Origin of the sequence: Aliiroseovarius sediminilitoris, from assembly GCF_900109955.1 — a bacterium.
GTDB lineage: Bacteria > Pseudomonadota > Alphaproteobacteria > Rhodobacterales > Rhodobacteraceae > Aliiroseovarius > Aliiroseovarius sediminilitoris.
Window position 1 is genome coordinate 2,474,132 of the sequence record NZ_FOJB01000001.1, and the last position, 16,931, is coordinate 2,491,062.

A 16,931-nucleotide genomic window follows, 5' to 3' on the forward strand; every position below is an offset into this window, starting at 1 on the left:
GCGGAGTCATGTAGTTGAGAGAACAATGCCAGAAAGCATTCTAATCGTCGACGACGATCATCAGGTTACCGAATTCCTCGAACGTTTCCTGTCAAAATACGCCTATCAGACTGCGTCAGCTGGGTCAGCGACGCAGATGAGTCTGCTGATGGAGCATCGCGAATTTGATCTTGTCGTCCTTGATGTCGGCCTTCCTGACATCGACGGATTTCAGGTTGTTCGAGATTTGCGTCGCGTTTCGTCGATCCCGATCATCCTTTTGACGGTGCGGGATGAAGTCGTTGACAAGATTGTCGGGCTGGAAATCGGGGCCGATGATTATGTCGCCAAACCGTTCGAGCCGCGTGAGCTTCTGGCGCGGATCCGGTCTGTCCTGCGCCGTGCTTCAACAAAACCGGAACCTCAGGGAGCGCCGCAAGGCCCGGAAACAGTTTTTTCCGGGTTTCGGCTGGACACCGATACACGCAAGATCGCGGCGCCATCCGGAACGAACGTACCTTTGACTTCGACCGAGTATTCGATACTGGTCGCGTTGGTTCAAAGATCCGGAGAAGTCGTGGGACGCGATCAATTGATGGACATGCTTTATGGTGGATCCGTTCACGTGACCGATCGCGCCCTGGATGCGCACATTGCGCGCATCCGACGCAAACTCGTGACAGCGGGTGCTGAACCAGACCTGATCAAGACCGTTCACGGATCAGGCTATGCCTTGGCTGCCAAAATTGGAACTCCCGGTGTTCAGGACTTCACATAACCAATAGGAATTAGACATTTCCCCGTGCTTCCAAAATTACCAAGCAAAGCGTCTACAAATCTAGGGGCACCTCACGTCACGTGCTTCTGCATCAGTGCGCCGTATCTACAATCACCCATTCCCATACATGGTTGATCCCGACGGGCCAAAACACCCAGAACTCGCCGGCTAAACCGAGAGCGCGGAAACTTGGGCGCGACGCCAATTTATGACGCCGGACCCTGGCACCCTTAAGTGACCGATTTTTGCAGCGCCGTTTGACAAGGTTTTGCTCGGCCATTGCAGTCCCAGCCTATCTCAGAAGACATGATCTGAGCCTGTGCGCCGCCTGCCACGGTTCGTTTGAATAAACAGGCAATTGTCGGACTGCCATTTGTAATGTGCTCGCGGATTGCCACTGGGCAGTCTGACAACCTATTGTTGATGCATGGGATTCGGAAATATCTCTTTGACGCGCTTCATCCTGCTTGCATTGGCATTGGTGGCAAGCGGCTGCACACGCGATGCTGGGTCTCTGCTCAACCCGAAAGGATCAATCGCGGCCGATCAACTGGGACTTCTCTATCAGGTGACAGCCGTTACGATGATCGCCGTCCTGCCCGTTCTTATTTTCGTTCCGCTGATGCTCTGGCGCTATCGCTACAACAACCGAGCCGCGAAATATGAACCCGGTTGGGACGAGTCCCGCAGGCTCGATCTGGTCATGTGGGGCGTGCCCTTTGCCATCATCGCCTTCCTGGGCGTCCTTTTGTGGCGCAGCACGACGCTTCTCGATCCTTATCGCCCGATCGAACCAGCCGCCGCGGCGACCCGCGTGCAGGTGGTCGGACTCGATTGGAAATGGCTATTTATTTATCCCGGTGAAGGCATCGCGACCGTGGGTGAACTGGCGTTTCCCGCGAGCCGCCCGCTGGCGCTGGATTTGACTTCGGACACAGTCATGCAGTCGTTCATGGTCGGGGCGCTTGGCGGACAGATCTACGCGATGCCGGGGATGCGCACGCAACTGCACCTCAGCGCAGACAGCCCCGGCAACTACACCGGTGAGAACATGCAATATAGCGGTGAAGGCTTTCATACCCAGAAGTTTCGGGCGACCGCCATGACAGACGCGGGTTTCGCAAACTGGCTCGATGCGGCCCGTCAGGTCGCTGCGCCACTGGACGCCGCAGCCTATGCCACGCTATCCGAACGCGGCACCAAGGATGAACTGCGTGCGGCGTTTCCAACGGCGGTCACGCAGGACGGAGCAGTCGTTTTCCGTCTGGGCGACCCCGGATTGTTCGATACGATCATCGCGCGGTATCGCGGGTCAGTCCCCGTCCTGCCGGAACAGCAGCCCGGATCACTGTCGTTTCAAAACACTTTGCCCACTGGAGCCAAACCATGATCGACCAGTGGAACTGGTTCACAGGCAGGATCGGGATCGACAGTTTTTCAATTGTCGTTGCCTGGCAAAACCCGACCACAAGTGAGTTGATTGGCGCAGGAGCGGCGTCGGTCGTGGTGATCGGTGGGGCCGTGACGGTTGCCTTGCTGACGTGGTTTCGCCTCTGGGGACCGCTCTGGCGCAACTGGCTGACCAGCGTCGATCACAAGCGCATCGGAATCATGTATGTGGTGCTGGCCTTCGTGATGCTGCTGCGTGGCGTGCTGGAAGGCGTGGTGATGCGCACGCAACAGGCGGCGGGTCTGGGCGGCGGTTTCCTGACGCCGGAACATTTCGGCGAGCTATTCTCGACCCACGGCACGATCATGGTGTTTTTCGTCGCCATGCCGTTCGTGGCTGGATTGATCAATTATGTCATGCCTTTGCAGATCGGGGCGCGGGACGTGTCCTTTCCAGTGATGAACCAGATCAGCCTGGGTATGACGGCCGCAGCAGCGGCGCTTGTCATGGTCTCGCTGGTCGTCGGACAGTTTTCAACCGGTGGCTGGACCGGCTATCCGCCGTATACAGGCATGGATTTCCAGCCCGGCCCGGGCCCTGATTACTGGATCTGGTCAATCGTGATCGCGGGTGTCGGATCGACCCTTTCAGGTATCAACTTCGCTGTGACAATCTACAAGGAACGCGCGCCGGGGATGCACTTTTTCCGCATGCCGCTTTTCACCTGGACCGCGCTTACCGCCGCCATCATCCTGATCTTCGCCATGCCGCCCCTGACGGTGGCAGCACTCATGCTGGCCGCCGACCGGTATCTCGACTTCCATTTCTTCACCAATGACTTGGGCGGGAACATGATGAACTACATCAACCTGTTCTGGCTGTTCGGACATCCCGAGGTCTATCTGCTGGTGCTGCCCGCCTATGGTGTCTACTCCGAGGTGATCGCGACCTTTTCGGGCAAGCGCCTGTTCGGCTATCCCTCGCTGGTCTGGGCGACGATGGCGATCGCGGTGCTGTCGTTCACGGTCTGGCTGCATCATTTCTTCACCATGGGCCAGGGCGCCAACGTCAGTGCCGCCTTTGGCATCGCCACAATGCTGATTGCGGTGCCGACCGGCGTGAAGGTCTATGACTGGATGGCGACGATGTTCCGGGGGCGCATCCGGATGACGACCCCGATGGTCTATTCGGTGGGGTTCCTGATCCTCTTTGTGATCGGCGGCCTGACCGGCGTGATCCTTGCCAATCCGAGCATTGACACCCAAGTGCACAACTCGCTGTTTCTGGTGGCCCATTTCCACAACGTGCTGATCCCGGGCGTGCTGTTCGGGATGCTGGCGGGCTATCACTACTGGTTTCCCAAGGCCTTCGGGTTCCGTCTGGACGAGACGTGGGGGAAAATCGCCGCCTGCCTGTGGATCATCGGGTTTTCTCTGACCTTCATGCCACTTTACGTCGTCGGATTGATGGGTATGCCGCGCCGGACCGTTGCCTTTGCCGATCCGGCCTTTCAGCCCTTCATGCTGGTCGCCGTCATCGGGGCCGCGGTCGTCCTGTGCGCCGTTGGGGCGCTGGCCGTGCAGCTGTTCGTCAGCATCCGCGACCGGAAGGCAAACAACGTGTTTGCGGGCGATCCCTGGAACGGGCGCACTCTGGAATGGTTCACCTCCTCCCCGCCGCCCGATTACAACTTCGCCGTGGTGCCCGAGATCACGCAGCGCGATGCCTTCGCCGTGGCCAAGGCATATGGCGACGCTTATCAGGAGCCACCGGAGTTCGAGGATGTCGAGATGCCCGCCAATACCGCGTTTGGTTTCATCCTCTGCGTCGCGGCGGGCGCGTTTGGCTTCGGGTTGGTCTTTTACATCTGGTGGCTGGCTGCCCTGTCCCTGCTGGTGATCGTTGGCGCGATGATCGCGCGGAGCTTCGTTGCGGAAACCGAGCGCACGATCCCTGCGGCCGAGGTCGCCGCCGATTATCGCCGCTGGCTCGATGCCGTGCGCGCCGCTGAGCCGGTGGACCGAACGCAAGAGCAAGGCGCCGCAAACCGTGGCCATGCCTTGCGCGAGCTGCCCGAGGGGGTCGTCTGATGGCACAGGACACAATCAAGCACCCCGGCATCAACCTTGGTGCGCATCATGGACACGCCCACGACAAGGCCGAGACACTCGTCTTTGGCTTCTGGGTTTTCCTGATGAGTGACCTGATCATCTTCGGTTTGATGTTCGCCAATTACATTACCCAACTGCCGGGCACGGCCGGCGGACCGGGGCCGAAAGATCTGTTCACCCTTGGCAGCGCCTTCACCCAAACCATGGTCTTGCTGGCCAGTTCGGTGACGTTCGGCATGGCGTCGCTTGCGCTGAAATACGAACGCGGAAAGGGCGCATTGCTGGGCTGGCTGGCGGTCACGCTGCTGCTTGGTGCGGCTTTCCTCGCGCTGGAGTTGCGGGACTTCTCGGACATGTTCGCCAAGGGGGCGATCCCCAGCCGCAGCGGCTTTCTTTCCGGGTTTTTCGGGCTGGTGCCGCTGCACGGGCTTCATGTGACTGCTGGGATTCTCTGGGGGCTGGTGCTGATGGTGCAGGTCGTCTCCGTCGGCCTGACGACGCCGGTCAAGACGCGCCTGCTGCGGCTGGGGCTGTTCTGGCATTTCCTTGACATCATCTGGATCGGGATCTTCTCGATCATATATCTCGGAGGGCTGGCATGAACGACCGCGACACCGAATTCCGCCGTGAGCGGCGGTCCTATCTGATTGGCCTTGGGCTGGCGCTGATCCTGACCGCGATCCCGTTCGGCGTGGTCGCCTGGGCCGGATGGTCCACCGGCGCCACGCTCTGGCTGATCGCCGGTTTCGGGCTGGTGCAGATCGTGGTTCACTTCCGGTTCTTCCTCCACATCGACTTCAGCCGGCAGAAACGCGAAGACCTGCAACTCATCCTGTTCACGGTGCTTCTGCTCGCGATCATGGCGGGCGGCACCATCTGGATCATGGCGAGCCTTCAGACGAGGATGATGTGAGCAACACGGAGGCCGACTGATTGCATTGGGTGACCCAACATGCGCTGATTGTCGTCGGCGTCCTCGTGACCGCGCTTGCCGTGATCTTCGTGCTTCAGCAGCGTCGGACTGCACAATCGACGGCGGCCTGGGTGCTGTTCATCGTTCTTGTGCCCTATATCGCCATCCCGCTGTTCCTGATGCTGGGCTTTCGCAAGCAGGGATCGCGGTTTCCCCCCGTCGCGCTTATGGCGCCGATCGCAAGCACCGTTGCCGATGGCCCGGCAGCGCGGTCGCTGGCAAAGCTCGGGGCACCGCCTGCAACCAAGGGCAATACATTCACGCTGCACGACAGTGCCAGCACCGCTCACGAGGCTCTACAGGAAACGCTGGATGCTGCAAAAGAATCGCTGGATATCCTCTTTTACATCGTTGCGCCCGACGAGGCCGGAACAGCCTTTGTCAACCGGCTGACCGAGAAGGCGCGCGCCGGTGTAAAGGTCCGCCTGAACCTCGATCGCCTTGGCGCGCTGAAGCGGCCGCGCGCGGCGCTGAAGGAATTGCAATCAGCAGGTGGGGAAGTCCGCTACTTCTCTCCGTTCATACATCCGCCTGACAACGGGCACATGAACCTGAGAAATCACCGGAAACTTGTCGTCGCCGACCGACGCCTGGTCTGGTCGGGGGGGCGCAACATCGGCTCTCACTATCTTGGACCGACAGAGAATACCTGGACCGACCTGAGCTTTTGTGTCTCCGGACCCGCCGTGCAGCCGTTCATCGATGTCTTCGCATCAGACTGGGATGTGACCGGCAAGACAGCCGCAGGGGACATGATCGGCCGGTGCAGATTCACCGGTGATGCGACCTTGCAGGTTGTTCCGTCCGGCCCTGACGAGCCTGGCGATACCCTATATCTGGCGCTGATGAACTTGATCCACAGAGCGCGCGACCGCGTCTGGATATCGACGCCATATTTCGTCCCGACCGAACCCTTGCAGCTTGCCCTGACCACAGCGGTTCGCAATGGCCTCGACGTGCGTATCATGGTGCCGGAACGGTCGAACCAACCCACCACGGATTTTGCGCGCGGGCCTTTCCTGCGAGACTTGCAGGAGATCGGCGCAACCGTTCTTAGGCATCAGGGCGGGATGCTTCACGCCAAGGCCGGGTTGATCGATGACACCGGCTGGGTGGGCTCGGCCAATTTCGATATGCGCTCGCTGCTTCTGAATTTCGAGATCGCAATGTTCTGCCATGACACGGGCAGCAACGCCGCCCTCGAAGCGTGGTTTCAAACACAATTCAATGATTGCAAGCGCGGCGTGGCCAGCGCGCGCCTGCCACGCAGGGTGGTCGAGGGGGTCTTCCGGCTTGGTGCGCCGGTACTGTGACGGCGCGGAACATGGACTGGATCGCACCGCGTTTTCCAGACTCCTGTAGACGAAGGCAATCGGCGTGCTATCGTCAGGCGAGACGCGCGTTGGTTTCGATCACCTACGAATGTTCGCCGACATGACTTTCAAGCAAGCCGGACCTCCATTCTCTCCGGGTAGGTTCAACGCTGCCGATCCGGGTTCTCAAGTTGCTGGCGAAATCATTGATTTTCTGTAATTTGCCACTTGTGGCGTCCGAGCCTATCGTTGCCGAAAAGAGGTTGGATACGCAATGGATTCGGAAACGTCAGTTATTGTATTGCAGGGCGGCGGAGCGCTTGGTGCCTATCAGGGTGGTGCGGTCGAGGCGCTGTCTGACGCTGGCCATCCAATCGATTGGGTTGCCGGTATCTCGATCGGTGCCATAAATTCGGCCCTGGTCGCCGGAAATGCGCCAGGGAACAGAACGACGGCCCTCAGAAACTTCTGGGAAATGGTGTCGTCTTCCGCCGTTCCGGTCGGGTTCTTTGATGGTGTCCTGTCGCGTGGGTGGCTCAATGACATGAGCGCGGCGGGGACGACAATAACAGGCGTTCCCGGCTTCTTCAAACTGCGATTCCCTCCGGCCGGTATGTTGCCAAGAGGTTCCGTCGGCGCGCGCAGTTTCTACGATACCAGCCCTCTTCGCGAGACCCTGCTTGAGTTTGTCGATTTCGACCGGCTCAACAACGGGCCCGTGCGCTTGAGCGTCGGCGCGGTGAATATCGAGACCGGGAACATGACTTGGTTCGACAGCGCAGAGATGGAAATTCGCCCTGAACATATCATGGCCTCAGGTGCCCTGCCGCCGGGGTTCCCCGCAATCGAGATTGACGGAGCGTACTATTGGGACGGCGGCCTTGTTTCGAACACGCCGCTGCAATACGTGCTGGACGAACAGATGCCGGCAGACGACCTGTGCGTGTTTCAGGTGGATCTGTTCTCGGCGCGCGGTGCCGTCCCGACCTCGGTCTGGACCTCGGAAGCGCGTGAAAAGGACATCCGTTTTTCAAGCCGGACGCGGTTCAACACCGACATGATGCGCCGGATGCATCAAACGCGTGATGCGGCGCGACGTCTTTACGACAAGCTGCCACTGGAACTGAAGGATGATCCTGACGCCAAGGCGCTGGCGTCGGGAAATGCAGATCCGCGCGTCACGATTGCGCACCTGATCTATCGCCAGACGAAATACGAGCACCAATCGAAGGACTACGAATTTTCGCGGCGTTCGATGCTGGATCACTGGGCTGCCGGTCGAAAGGATGTCGAGCGCACGCTGTCCCACCCGGACTGGAGGGCAAGACATGACTCCCCAGAGCGCGTGAATGTCTTCGACCTTTCCGCATGAACCGGCAACGGATTGTCTGTGCTGCCCCAGTCGCGGCCCCTGCCCTCGGCCCTTAAATTTGCCAATCCATTCAAACCTTCAACATATGGATGACCAGCCCATGACCCCCGCCGACGTAGTCAAAAACGCCTTCGCGATGCCCCTGACCAGCCCCTCCTACCCCAAGGGCCCCTATCGCTTCGTCAATCGCGAGTTCTTCATCGTGACCTACCGCACGGACATGGAAGCCCTGCGCGCGGTTGTGCCCGAACCTTTGCAAGTCACCGAGCCGATCGTGAAATACGAATTCATCCGCATGCCCGACAGCACCGGTTTTGGCGACTATACTGAAACCGGACAGGTCATCCCGGTGGAATATCAGGGCCGCAAAGGCGGTTACGTCCATGCCATGTTTCTCAACGACGACAGCCCGATCGCCGGGGGTCGCGAGATCTGGGGATTTCCCAAAAAACTGGCGGAACCCAGGATGCGGGTGGAAAAAGACACGCTTGTGGGAACTCTTGATGTCGGTTCTGTCCAGGTCGCAAGTGCCACCATGGGCTACAAGCACCGCGCGCTCGACCATACCAGCGTTGCCAAGGCGCTGGCCGCCCCCAGCTGGCTCCTCAAGATCATCCCGCATGTCGATTGCTGCGGGCCGCGCATTTGCGAACTGGTCGAATACTACCTTGAAGACGTCACCATCAAGGGTGCCTGGGAAGGCCCCGCAGGGCTCGAACTGCACGATCATGCGCTTGCACCGCTCAGCGACCTGCCGGTGCGCGAAGTCCTGTCTGCGACCCACATCCTGACCGACCTGACGCTGGGTCTTGGCAAGGTGGTTCACGACTACCTTGGGAAGTCGGAGTAGCACCTCGTTCATATTCTGAATCAGTTCAACGACAGAGCTCTGCGAAAAAGGAACCAAAAATGAACCTGCAAGACAAATCCTGCATCATCACCGGCGCCGCACGCGGCATCGGAGCGACCATCGCCAAACGTTACGTCAAGAGCGGTGCCAAGGTTGCCATTGCCGACCTGCGGCTCTCGGATGCCGAACAGACCGCTGCCGGGCTGACTGCGATGGGCCCCGGTTCGGCCATGGGGGTCGAGATGAACGTCACCGACGAAGCCGCCGTGAACGCGGGCGTGGCCAAGGTGATCGACGCCTGGGGCAGCGTGGACGTTCTGGTGTCGAACGCCGGTATTCAGATCGTGCATGAGCTTCAGGACTTTCCATTCGACGACTGGAAGAAACTGTTGTCGATCCACCTCGACGGCGCTTTCCTGACTTCGAAAGCCTGTCTGCCGCACATGTATGGACAAGGCTCTGGCGCGATCATCTTCATGGGCTCGGTCCATTCGAAAGAAGCGTCGCCGCTCAAGTCCGCGTATGTCACGGCAAAGCATGGCCTGCTGGGGCTGGCGAGGGTCATTTCCAAAGAGGGGGCCAAGCACGGCGTACGCGCCAACGTAATCTGCCCCGGTTTCGTGCGCACCCCGCTGGTGGACAAGCAGATCCCCGAACAGGCCGCCGAACTGGGCATTTCCGAGGACGAGGTCATCAAGCGCGTCATGCTGGGCGGCACCGTTGACGGGGAATTCACGACAGTCGAAGACGTCGCTGAAGTGGCGCATGTTTTCGCGGCCTTCCCATCCAACGCGCTAACGGGTCAGTCGCTGGTCGTCAGCCACGGCTGGTTTATGGAGTGAGGGACCGCCGGAAATTGAGTTCGTAGGAGAAAGAAGTGTTGGTTTCACAATCCCGCGCCAAGGGAATTGGCATTATTCGCATTTTGTTCGGCGTCATCTGGCTGATCGACGCTCAGTTCAAATGGCGGCCAGGTTTCATCAATGACATGTCCAGCTATCTTAGTGGCGCGTTGACAGGTCAGCCGGCATTGGTGAAGGTTTGGATAAATTTCTGGATAGACGTTGTGAATGTGAACCCGGTTGCTTTTGCGTATTTCGTGGCACTCGCGGAAACAGCACTGGCGTTCGCCCTGATTTTTGGCTTCTTGTCCAACCTCGCCTATCTGTGCGGATCGGTTCTGGCGTTTGTTATCTGGTCAACTGCCGAAGGGTTCGGCGGCCCCTATGTCGCTGGGTCAACCGATATCGGCGCGGCAGTGATCTACATCTTCGTATTCGCACTGCTTTGGCAAACGCGTGCCGGACTCTATTTGGGGTTGGATCGACGCCTCGGCGAGCGGTTCGGCCCTCTGGCATTCCTGGCTTCCGGTCGGGTGACGTGAACCCCGACAGCATCCACCAACGGAATCTCACTTGCCTGAAGGGGCGACGGGAATATGCCGCAAGGCACCATTCAGTCTGGCGCGCGGGTTCTGACCCCTGTCTGCGTGCAAATTTGCCCCCCCCTGGCGACGAGCTGGTCCGGGGCTGCGTAGTCTCCATCTAACGCAGCGGCACCGGGCCAGCGTGGTTGCTGCCGGGCGTTGCGCCCTAGTGTTGAAGTGCCAGATTTCGTTGCCGGGTTCGACGACCTCGCAGTGATACCTTAGTCAGAACCCAAGCCTGATGGACGAGTTCACGACTTGCGACCGATAAGCGCTGTGACGTCCTAAAGTCGGGTTCCGAACAACGCGCCGATCCCATATGTCACGGCCATGGCGATCACACCCCAGAACGCCACCCGAAATGCGGCGCGTCCGATGGGTGCTCCGCCCAGTTTCGCCCCCGCCGCACCAAGCGCCAACAGCATGACCAGGGCCACGACAGAGACCGCGATGGCCAGACCAGAAAACGGCGTAACGGCTGCTACGATCAATGGGGGGATGCCACCTACAAGGAAGGCGATGGCCGACGCGGCGGCGGCCTCAAGCGGCCGGGCCGCCAGGGCGTCGCTCAAGCCGATTTCTTCTCGGGCATGGGTGCCAAGCGCATCGTGTTCGGACATCTCCAACGCGGCCTGTCTGGCTGTTGCTTCGGACATCCCGCGCGTTCTCAGGATGCCCACCAACTCCTCAAACTCGCTATCGGCGTTTCGCGTCAACTCCCTCGCTTCGCGCGCAAGATCGGCGCTTTCACTGTCGGCCTGTGAACTGACGGACACGTACTCTCCAGCGGCCATGGACAGCGCGCCTGCGACAAGACCGGCAAGGCCCGCGACCAGAACCGGCCCCGTCGCGCTTGAAGCCGCGGCCACCCCGACGATGATGCTGGCGGTCGATAACAGCCCGTCATTGGCCCCGAGGACCGCGGCACGCAGCCAGCCCGAGCGTCCACTGAAATGTTCATCTTTATGCGCGAGCATCTGCCACCTCTGCTTTTTGGAGCGTGATCACGACCTTCAGCCCCGGATCATTATCCACAAGCTGCAATTCTCCCTCATGCATATCGACGATCGCGGCGACCAGGCTCAACCCCAATCCGTTTCCCGGCGTCGTGCGGCTGCGTTCGAGCCGGTAGAGACGGCGCAGGACATTTTCACGTTCGTCTTCAGGGATGCCTGGCCCCGTGTCACTGACGGCAAGGCGAATTGTTCCGTCGTCCGAAACGATGCCAACCGAAATCGACGCGCCTTCCGGCGTGTGGCGCAGCGCGTTCTCGATCAAATTGGCAAACACTTGGCCCAGCAGGGATTTGTTCCCAGCGACGAAGACCGACCCATCCGGTATGTCACTTCTCAGGTCGTGACCGGTCTCCTCGGCGATCGGTTCATACACCTCGCAAAAGGTCTGGGCCAAGGCGGCGATATCCACTTTCTCAAAATGCCTTCTGGGCGAGCCGCCCTCGATCTGAGCGATTTGCAAAAGCGATTGAAAGGTTTTCACGATTCCGTCGGTTTCGTCATTTGCCCGGTCCACGAGATCCGCGACGTTCTTGTCCAGACTGGTCTTGTCGCGCAACTGGCTCAGCAAGACGGACACCCGCTGGATCGGTGTCTTCAGATCATGGGCAATGTCGGCAGATACCTGTTTTAGGGCCGAGATCTGCTGTTCCTGTGCGGCGGCCATCTTGTCGATACGTGTGCCTATGCGGGTGAGGTCGTCCGCCCTGCCATCCATTTGCGAAACGCGCGCGGCATAGTCGCCTGTTGTCAGCCGATCCAGCGTCGCGTCGATGCGGTCGAGGCGTTTCACAGAGCGCCGGGCCAGCAGAACGCCGCCGCCCACGACAATCAAAGTGGTCGGGATCAGGCTGAACAGGAATACCGACAGGAAGGCTTCCTGGATGTCATGCAAAGGCTCGGCGCTGCGCGCAATGGTCATTTGACCGCCATGTATCGGCCCACCCAAAGCAAAATAATCACCTTCGAGGTCTTCGAACTCACCGTTGAGGGACACGGCGGCAAACCCATCACCTTGCGAGACCAGCGCCCCGTTTCCGACAAGCAGCCCGCCGGGCAACACGAAACTGAGTATGCGATCTTCGGGCGAGGCCGTTTCAGATTGAGAGCGCACGAAGGCAACGACCGCGGCGGTATTCGGCAATGCCCTGAAACTCGCCATCTCCTGTTCAAGGGTGGCGCGAAGCGATTGTTCGGTGTTGTCGCGCACGATCACATAGGTCGCCGCCAGGCTGACGAGGCTGACCAGCGCGAACAGCGCCGCCATCGCCAGCGACTGGCGCAGGGGCGTGGACGTCCATATGCGGCGCGCCTTGGTCACGGATCAGGCCTCGATCCGATAGCCGGACCCGCGCACGGTTTCGATCAATTCGGTGTCGAACGGCTTGTCAACCTTCGCCCGCAGGCGGCTGATATGGGTCTCGACCACATTGGTCTGCGGATCGAAACTGATGTCCCAGACCGCCTCCAGCAGCATGGTGCGGGTCTGCACCCTGCCCTTGCGCCGCAACAGATGCTCCAACAGCGCAAATTCTCTTGGCAACAGATCTATGACCTGTCCCGCGCGCGTCACCTTACGTCGCACAAGATCCATTTCCAGATCGCCGGCGCGCAAAACCGTTTCTTCCTGTGTCGCACGCGGACGCCGGGCAAGTGCTGCAACGCGGGCCGACAGCTCGCCGAAGGCGAAGGGTTTCACAAGGTAGTCATCACCACCGGCGTTCAGCCCCTCGATCCGGTCATCGACCCCGCCCAGCGAGGTCAGAAACAGCACAGGCGTCTGGTTCTTCGCCCCCCGCAGGGTCTTGACCAGCGCCATCCCGTCGAGACCGGGCAGCATGCGGTCCACGATCAGAACTTCGTAATCGGTGGCACTGGCCTGCAACAGCGCATCGCGGCCGTTTTCGATCAGATCGACAACATGGCCCTCTTCACGCAGCCCATCGGCAATATAGGCGCCGGTCGTCTTGTCGTCCTCGATCACCAGGATTTTCATCACTTGCTCCATCTCGTGCTGATGACCCCGGAAGGGGCCACCAGTCTTTTGCCATGGATTTCAGATCTGTGCGACTTACTTGTCGTCGTCGGCTTCGTTTTCTCCATCCTCATCGGCTTCGTTATCGTCGTCGTCACCGTCGTCACCGTCGTCACCGTCTTCATCGGCTTCGACTGTCATCGACCCGTCGGCGAGCGTATAGAGCATATCCTGCTCGGTGCCGTCGGCCATCATGACCTCGAACTCCACGATCCCATTGCCGGTGGCTTCATCGTCAAACTCAGCGCCAACGACCTTGCCGCCAGTGTTGGTTTCGACGCCAGCAACAACGGCGGCGACCTCGGGGTTGGCAGTCAGGAACTGCTGCAACTCTTCCGCTGATTTTGCGGTAGAATCGCTTGAAGCAAAAGCCATGGAACCGGCGAAAACCGACAGGCCAACAAGGCCAGAGGTTGCGGTGAGTGCAATCTTGTTGCGTTTCATATTGTAATCTCCTTGGTTCTGGCCGGGATCATCCCGTCCGATGAGATTGATATAGAAGTGTCTGATCGCGATTGCCTGACGGTCAGATTACATGTTTGTTATTCTCCTGAACGGGTGGCGAAACGCGAAAACGGCAGGCGCTGCCTGCCGTTTTCCAATTCTTACAGTTATTGGTTCAGGCCGCTGCCGGTTCGACACCTTCGGCTTCCTCACGCATCTCTTCGGCGCGCTTTTCTGCCTCTTTGATCAAGCTCGGGCCTGCAAGCCGCAAGGTCAGTGCTAAGGCCGCGCCCAGCACAATGGCAAAGCCGACGGCCATGATGCCGAAGCCGAAGCCAGCAAATACGATCAGGGTGATCAGGGCGCTGCCGACAAAAGATTTGATCCGTTCCATACTAAGTCTCCTTGTTCCTTGTGAAAAGGAAGTATGTCGCCGATTGCGTGATTGCCTGACCGCCACGTTACATCGGTGTAATGTCGCCCTTTTTTCGACGCAAACGCCAGTAGAGCAGTGCAATGCCAATCAGCAGTGCGGGGATGACCACCATCGCGACAAGTGCAAGATGGTTCCAGAACCATGGCAAAACAGAGACATCGTGCCCCAAACGATAGGCCAGGGTGGCCCACCCCCCGACCCAAAGCGCCGCACCGAACAGGTTGGCCCCAAGAAACGTCGCCCAGTGCATTTCGGTCGATCCAGCAACAAGCCCGTTGATTTGCCGCAAGAGCGGCACAAAGCGTGCTGCGATGACCATGAGCGGCCCGTATTTCGCGGTCACTGCTTCGGCCTCTACATATTTTTCATGTGTAATCCCGATGCGACCGCCATAGCGAAGAATGACGGCCTTGCCGTATCTGCGGCCGATCAGATAGCCGATATTGTCGCCGAGCACCGCTGCGACATAGGCCGCGATCACGACGTGCCAAATATTGAGTTTGCCTGCACCCGCAGCGGCCGAAGACGCGATCAACGCGCTTTCCCCCGGCAAGGGAAGCCCCAGTGTTTCCAAAGTGATCGAGAGGAATAGCGCGATGACCCCATATTGCTCGACAAGCGTGAGAAGATGATCCTTGATCCACAGCATCAGGTACTCGCATCCGCAATGTTACTACGCTCCGCGCGCGGCAGTCCCCCATCTCCGTCCTCGGGCATCAGCGCCCCGAGCGAGAAATAGATTTTCATCAGATCATCGGCGTCCATTCCGGGGACAGGGCTCACCGCGTCCTCGGCCACGAATACCAGACCGCCCGACATCGGCACCGGTGACGTCGGCAAATAGACCAGCTGCCGCCGCTTGCCCTCGACAACATACACCTCGCGCGTGGTCAGAAGCGCCAGCACCTCTGCCCCTTCTTCACCACCAAAGCGGCACATAACCACCGACATGCTCTTGAACTCGTCCTTGTTGTCCGCGTTCAGCATGCGCACCACCTGGCTGACGGGCTTGTAGATCGAGCGCACCAGAGGGACCCGCGAAAACAGCGCGTCGATCCACGTGTCAAGCTGGCGTTTCGCCTGTGCCTTGACCAGAACGCCGAGCGCCCAGACACCCACAAGCGCGATGGCAAGGCCAAGCCAGAAGGCGATTGTCTGGTGGCCGGGCCCGATCAGGCTCGATCCTCCGGATGTCAGAATATCTCCCAAAACACTGCCCGGACCCAGCGCGCCGCGCAGCTTTGCCACGATCCACTCGATGATGAGAAAGGTCAGGATAACCGGAAGCAAGACGAAAAGGCCCGTCAGAAACGCGCTCGCGATGCCTTTTTGCCAAACGTAGCCTAATGGATTCATATCTTTTGCCTGTTCCTCATCCTGGCGCCTACCTAAATATCCCCCACGATTGAGCCGCCTTGCTCTCTTGATGGAACCCTAAAGGCGGATGGCGGTCGATACCACCCGCATCGAAGCCATTATGCGGGCTGTTATTTGCCGTCATTCAGGATCGGCCCATTGTATTGCCAGTGACAGACGTTGGCTCTGCGTCTCGCGGCGGCATTTCGCGCCGGTTAATTCGGTGTATGATAAAGACGAGCAGCAAGGAAATCCGACGGGAACCGAGAGATGATCGACAAATTTCAAGACCATGCCTCGAACGAGCGCACCTATTTGTCGTGGATCCGAACGGCCATCGCCATTGCCGGTTTCGGCATACTGATCGAAAAGCTCCCCTCTACACCAAGCAATACCTGGGCCGGTCTTTCACTGGTTGTTCTGAGCGCCGCGCTTGTTCTTCTCGCCTCTCTGCGGTTTCTGGTGATCCGCAAGCAGATCACGCAGGAACATCTGGATCGCACCTCATTCGGTCGCATCGAGGTTCTATTTGCCGCCATGCTGGCGCTTCTATTGCTGACCGTCTTTGTCTTTCTTCTGGGCCTTGTCAGAACCGGCTAGCGCAGGAAGCGATTTCACGATGACGTTCTGATAGGCGAAGGGAATTTCGATCCCCTCAGCGTCGAAGCGTTTCTTGATGGCTTCGGTGAGGTCGTACTTCACGGTGGCCGCAATCGCGGGATCAGCACACCAGACCCGCAAACTCAGATCGACGCTGGATGTATTGAGCAGCAGAACCGGGCAGCCGACGACCTCCTCGATGTCCGCATGCGCCTCGGCCAGTTCCAGGGCGATGGCTCGCGCCCTGTCGATATCCGCGTCATAGCTGATCGAGAACGGCACAATCGCCATCACGCGCGGATGCACCGCTGTCAGGTTGACCATGACCGTGTTGGAAATCACCGAGTTGGAAATGATCACGCGCCGGTTGTCGAACGTCTGCAACACGGTATAGCCCAGCGAAACATCCTCGACGATTCCTGTTTCCAACCCCGTCGGCGCATTGATCTGGATCCGGTCGCCAAGTCTGAACGGCCGGTAGAAGATCAGGCTTAGCCCGGCCACGAAATTGGCAAGCGTGGATTGTGCAGCGAGGCCGATGACAATGGAGGCGACCGATACGCTGGCCAGAAGCGCTGTGCTGAGGCGATCCAGCGCCGGAATCATATGCGCATAGAACATCAGGATCACGACCCAGACGAACACACTTGCCACCTTTGACAGAAATGACGCGGCCATGCGGTCGATCCGCTGGTCCCGGTCACGTTCCATGACCAACCGGATCGCCCGGCGCAGAATCCACGACAAAATCAGCCCGCCGACCCAGAACAGGACCGCAAGGATCAACGCCCCGGACCAGGTATCAGGTTGAATCTTCGCCATCCAGGACTGCAACGTCTGCCAATTCATGCGGCG

General features: G+C 59.3%; 19 protein-coding genes. 11 read left to right on the plus strand and 8 right to left on the minus strand.

Annotation, left to right across the window (positions count from 1 at the left end; genetic code table 11):
* Positions 1-25 precede the first annotated feature (25 nt).
* The 10 genes from BMY55_RS12215 (at position 26) to BMY55_RS12260 (ending at position 10,150) form a co-directional block, all read left to right on the plus strand.
* Positions 26-757, plus strand: coding sequence for a response regulator (locus BMY55_RS12215; protein ID WP_177179342.1), 732 nt, complete (start codon positions 26-28; stop codon positions 755-757).
* A 427-nt stretch (positions 758-1,184) separates the two neighbouring features.
* The gene (locus tag BMY55_RS12220; protein ID WP_245744733.1) at positions 1,185-2,147 is read left to right on the plus strand and encodes a cytochrome ubiquinol oxidase subunit II; all 963 of its coding nucleotides are present in this window, start codon (positions 1,185-1,187) and stop codon (positions 2,145-2,147) included.
* Positions 2,144-4,237 carry a cbb3-type cytochrome c oxidase subunit I gene (locus BMY55_RS12225; RefSeq protein WP_091430986.1) on the plus strand — a complete coding sequence of 698 codons (2,094 nt, stop codon included), beginning with the start codon at positions 2,144-2,146 and terminating at the stop codon, positions 4,235-4,237. Before BMY55_RS12220 ends, BMY55_RS12225 begins: the two co-directional genes overlap by 4 nt.
* Positions 4,237-4,860 carry a cytochrome c oxidase subunit 3 gene (locus BMY55_RS12230; protein ID WP_091430988.1) on the plus strand — a complete coding sequence of 208 codons (624 nt, stop codon included), beginning with the start codon at positions 4,237-4,239 and terminating at the stop codon, positions 4,858-4,860. The genes BMY55_RS12225 and BMY55_RS12230 overlap by 1 nt, the downstream gene beginning before the upstream one ends.
* Positions 4,857-5,171 (plus strand): cytochrome o ubiquinol oxidase subunit IV, encoded by a 315-nt coding sequence (gene cyoD / locus BMY55_RS12235; protein WP_091430990.1) that lies wholly within the window; start codon positions 4,857-4,859, stop codon positions 5,169-5,171. The genes BMY55_RS12230 and cyoD overlap by 4 nt, the downstream gene beginning before the upstream one ends.
* 29 nt (positions 5,172-5,200) lie before the next feature.
* Positions 5,201-6,544 carry a phospholipase D-like domain-containing protein gene (locus tag BMY55_RS12240; protein WP_245744734.1) on the plus strand — a complete coding sequence of 448 codons (1,344 nt, stop codon included), beginning with the start codon at positions 5,201-5,203 and terminating at the stop codon, positions 6,542-6,544.
* Positions 6,545-6,818: 274 nt separating this feature from the next.
* On the plus strand, positions 6,819-7,916 hold the full coding sequence (locus BMY55_RS12245) for a DUF3734 domain-containing protein (protein WP_091430993.1): 1,098 nt from the start codon (positions 6,819-6,821) through the stop codon (positions 7,914-7,916).
* Positions 7,917-8,001: 85 nt separating this feature from the next.
* Positions 8,002-8,766: an acetoacetate decarboxylase gene (locus tag BMY55_RS12250; protein ID WP_245744735.1), complete on the plus strand. Its 765-nt coding sequence runs from the start codon at positions 8,002-8,004 to the stop codon at positions 8,764-8,766.
* Positions 8,767-8,825: 59 nt separating this feature from the next.
* A complete protein-coding gene (locus BMY55_RS12255; RefSeq protein ID WP_091430995.1) occupies positions 8,826-9,608 on the plus strand; it encodes a 3-hydroxybutyrate dehydrogenase in 783 nt (260 codons plus the stop codon).
* A gap of 35 nt (positions 9,609-9,643) precedes the next feature.
* Positions 9,644-10,150 (plus strand): DoxX family membrane protein, encoded by a 507-nt coding sequence (locus tag BMY55_RS12260; protein WP_091430996.1) that lies wholly within the window; start codon positions 9,644-9,646, stop codon positions 10,148-10,150.
* Positions 10,151-10,476: 326 nt separating this feature from the next.
* Here BMY55_RS12260 and BMY55_RS12265 read toward each other — a convergent pair whose 3' ends face one another.
* The 7 genes from BMY55_RS12265 to BMY55_RS12295 all read right to left on the minus strand — a co-directional run bounded on the left by BMY55_RS12265 (position 10,477) and on the right by BMY55_RS12295 (position 15,476).
* Positions 10,477-11,169: a VIT1/CCC1 transporter family protein gene (locus BMY55_RS12265; protein ID WP_091430998.1), complete on the minus strand. Its 693-nt coding sequence runs from the start codon at positions 11,167-11,169 to the stop codon at positions 10,477-10,479.
* Positions 11,156-12,526: a sensor histidine kinase gene (locus BMY55_RS12270; protein ID WP_091430999.1), complete on the minus strand. Its 1,371-nt coding sequence runs from the start codon at positions 12,524-12,526 to the stop codon at positions 11,156-11,158. The genes BMY55_RS12265 and BMY55_RS12270 overlap by 14 nt, the downstream gene beginning before the upstream one ends.
* Before the next feature lie 3 nt (positions 12,527-12,529).
* Complete coding sequence (locus BMY55_RS12275; RefSeq protein WP_091432509.1) at positions 12,530-13,201, minus strand: winged helix-turn-helix domain-containing protein; 672 nt, start codon at positions 13,199-13,201, stop codon at positions 12,530-12,532.
* A gap of 75 nt (positions 13,202-13,276) precedes the next feature.
* Entirely contained in the window at positions 13,277-13,684 is a 408-nt protein-coding gene (locus tag BMY55_RS12280; RefSeq protein WP_091431001.1) for a hypothetical protein, read from the minus strand.
* A gap of 175 nt (positions 13,685-13,859) precedes the next feature.
* Positions 13,860-14,078 carry a hypothetical protein gene (locus tag BMY55_RS12285; RefSeq protein ID WP_091431002.1) on the minus strand — a complete coding sequence of 73 codons (219 nt, stop codon included), beginning with the start codon at positions 14,076-14,078 and terminating at the stop codon, positions 13,860-13,862.
* A gap of 67 nt (positions 14,079-14,145) precedes the next feature.
* The gene (locus BMY55_RS12290) at positions 14,146-14,769 is read right to left on the minus strand and encodes a DedA family protein (protein ID WP_091431004.1); all 624 of its coding nucleotides are present in this window, start codon (positions 14,767-14,769) and stop codon (positions 14,146-14,148) included.
* Positions 14,769-15,476 carry a DUF502 domain-containing protein gene (locus tag BMY55_RS12295; protein WP_091431006.1) on the minus strand — a complete coding sequence of 236 codons (708 nt, stop codon included), beginning with the start codon at positions 15,474-15,476 and terminating at the stop codon, positions 14,769-14,771. The genes BMY55_RS12290 and BMY55_RS12295 overlap by 1 nt, the downstream gene beginning before the upstream one ends.
* A 270-nt stretch (positions 15,477-15,746) precedes the next feature.
* Between BMY55_RS12295 and BMY55_RS12300 the strand changes: the two genes are divergently transcribed.
* Complete coding sequence (locus BMY55_RS12300; RefSeq protein ID WP_091431007.1) at positions 15,747-16,076, plus strand: YidH family protein; 330 nt, start codon at positions 15,747-15,749, stop codon at positions 16,074-16,076.
* Here the strand turns inward: BMY55_RS12300 and BMY55_RS12305 are convergent.
* Positions 16,026-16,898, minus strand: a complete 873-nt coding sequence (locus tag BMY55_RS12305; protein WP_245744736.1) for a mechanosensitive ion channel family protein — start codon at positions 16,896-16,898, stop codon at positions 16,026-16,028. The genes BMY55_RS12300 and BMY55_RS12305 overlap by 51 nt on opposite strands.
* Positions 16,899-16,931: the final 33 nt, after the last annotated feature.

What these genes read in the sequence shown, in the direction of transcription:
- BMY55_RS12215 (WP_177179342.1), top strand. Translation starts at nt 26, where the DNA reads ATGCCAGAAAGCATTCTAATCGTCGACGACGATCATCAGGTTACCGAA.
- BMY55_RS12220 (WP_245744733.1), top strand. Translation starts at nt 1,185, where the DNA reads ATGGGATTCGGAAATATCTCTTTGACGCGCTTCATCCTGCTTGCATTG.
- BMY55_RS12225 (WP_091430986.1), top strand. Translation starts at nt 2,144, where the DNA reads ATGATCGACCAGTGGAACTGGTTCACAGGCAGGATCGGGATCGACAGT.
- BMY55_RS12230 (WP_091430988.1), top strand. Translation starts at nt 4,237, where the DNA reads ATGGCACAGGACACAATCAAGCACCCCGGCATCAACCTTGGTGCGCAT.
- cyoD (WP_091430990.1), top strand. Translation starts at nt 4,857, where the DNA reads ATGAACGACCGCGACACCGAATTCCGCCGTGAGCGGCGGTCCTATCTG.
- BMY55_RS12245 (WP_091430993.1), top strand. Translation starts at nt 6,819, where the DNA reads ATGGATTCGGAAACGTCAGTTATTGTATTGCAGGGCGGCGGAGCGCTT.
- BMY55_RS12250 (WP_245744735.1), top strand. Translation starts at nt 8,002, where the DNA reads ATGGATGACCAGCCCATGACCCCCGCCGACGTAGTCAAAAACGCCTTC.
- BMY55_RS12255 (WP_091430995.1), top strand. Translation starts at nt 8,826, where the DNA reads ATGAACCTGCAAGACAAATCCTGCATCATCACCGGCGCCGCACGCGGC.
- BMY55_RS12265 (WP_091430998.1), bottom strand. Translation starts at nt 11,169, where the DNA reads ATGCTCGCGCATAAAGATGAACATTTCAGTGGACGCTCGGGCTGGCTG.
- BMY55_RS12275 (WP_091432509.1), bottom strand. Translation starts at nt 13,201, where the DNA reads ATGAAAATCCTGGTGATCGAGGACGACAAGACGACCGGCGCCTATATT.
- BMY55_RS12280 (WP_091431001.1), bottom strand. Translation starts at nt 13,684, where the DNA reads ATGAAACGCAACAAGATTGCACTCACCGCAACCTCTGGCCTTGTTGGC.
- BMY55_RS12285 (WP_091431002.1), bottom strand. Translation starts at nt 14,078, where the DNA reads ATGGAACGGATCAAATCTTTTGTCGGCAGCGCCCTGATCACCCTGATC.
- BMY55_RS12290 (WP_091431004.1), bottom strand. Translation starts at nt 14,769, where the DNA reads ATGCTGTGGATCAAGGATCATCTTCTCACGCTTGTCGAGCAATATGGG.
- BMY55_RS12295 (WP_091431006.1), bottom strand. Translation starts at nt 15,476, where the DNA reads ATGAATCCATTAGGCTACGTTTGGCAAAAAGGCATCGCGAGCGCGTTT.
- BMY55_RS12300 (WP_091431007.1), top strand. Translation starts at nt 15,747, where the DNA reads ATGATCGACAAATTTCAAGACCATGCCTCGAACGAGCGCACCTATTTG.
- BMY55_RS12305 (WP_245744736.1), bottom strand. Translation starts at nt 16,898, where the DNA reads ATGGCGAAGATTCAACCTGATACCTGGTCCGGGGCGTTGATCCTTGCG.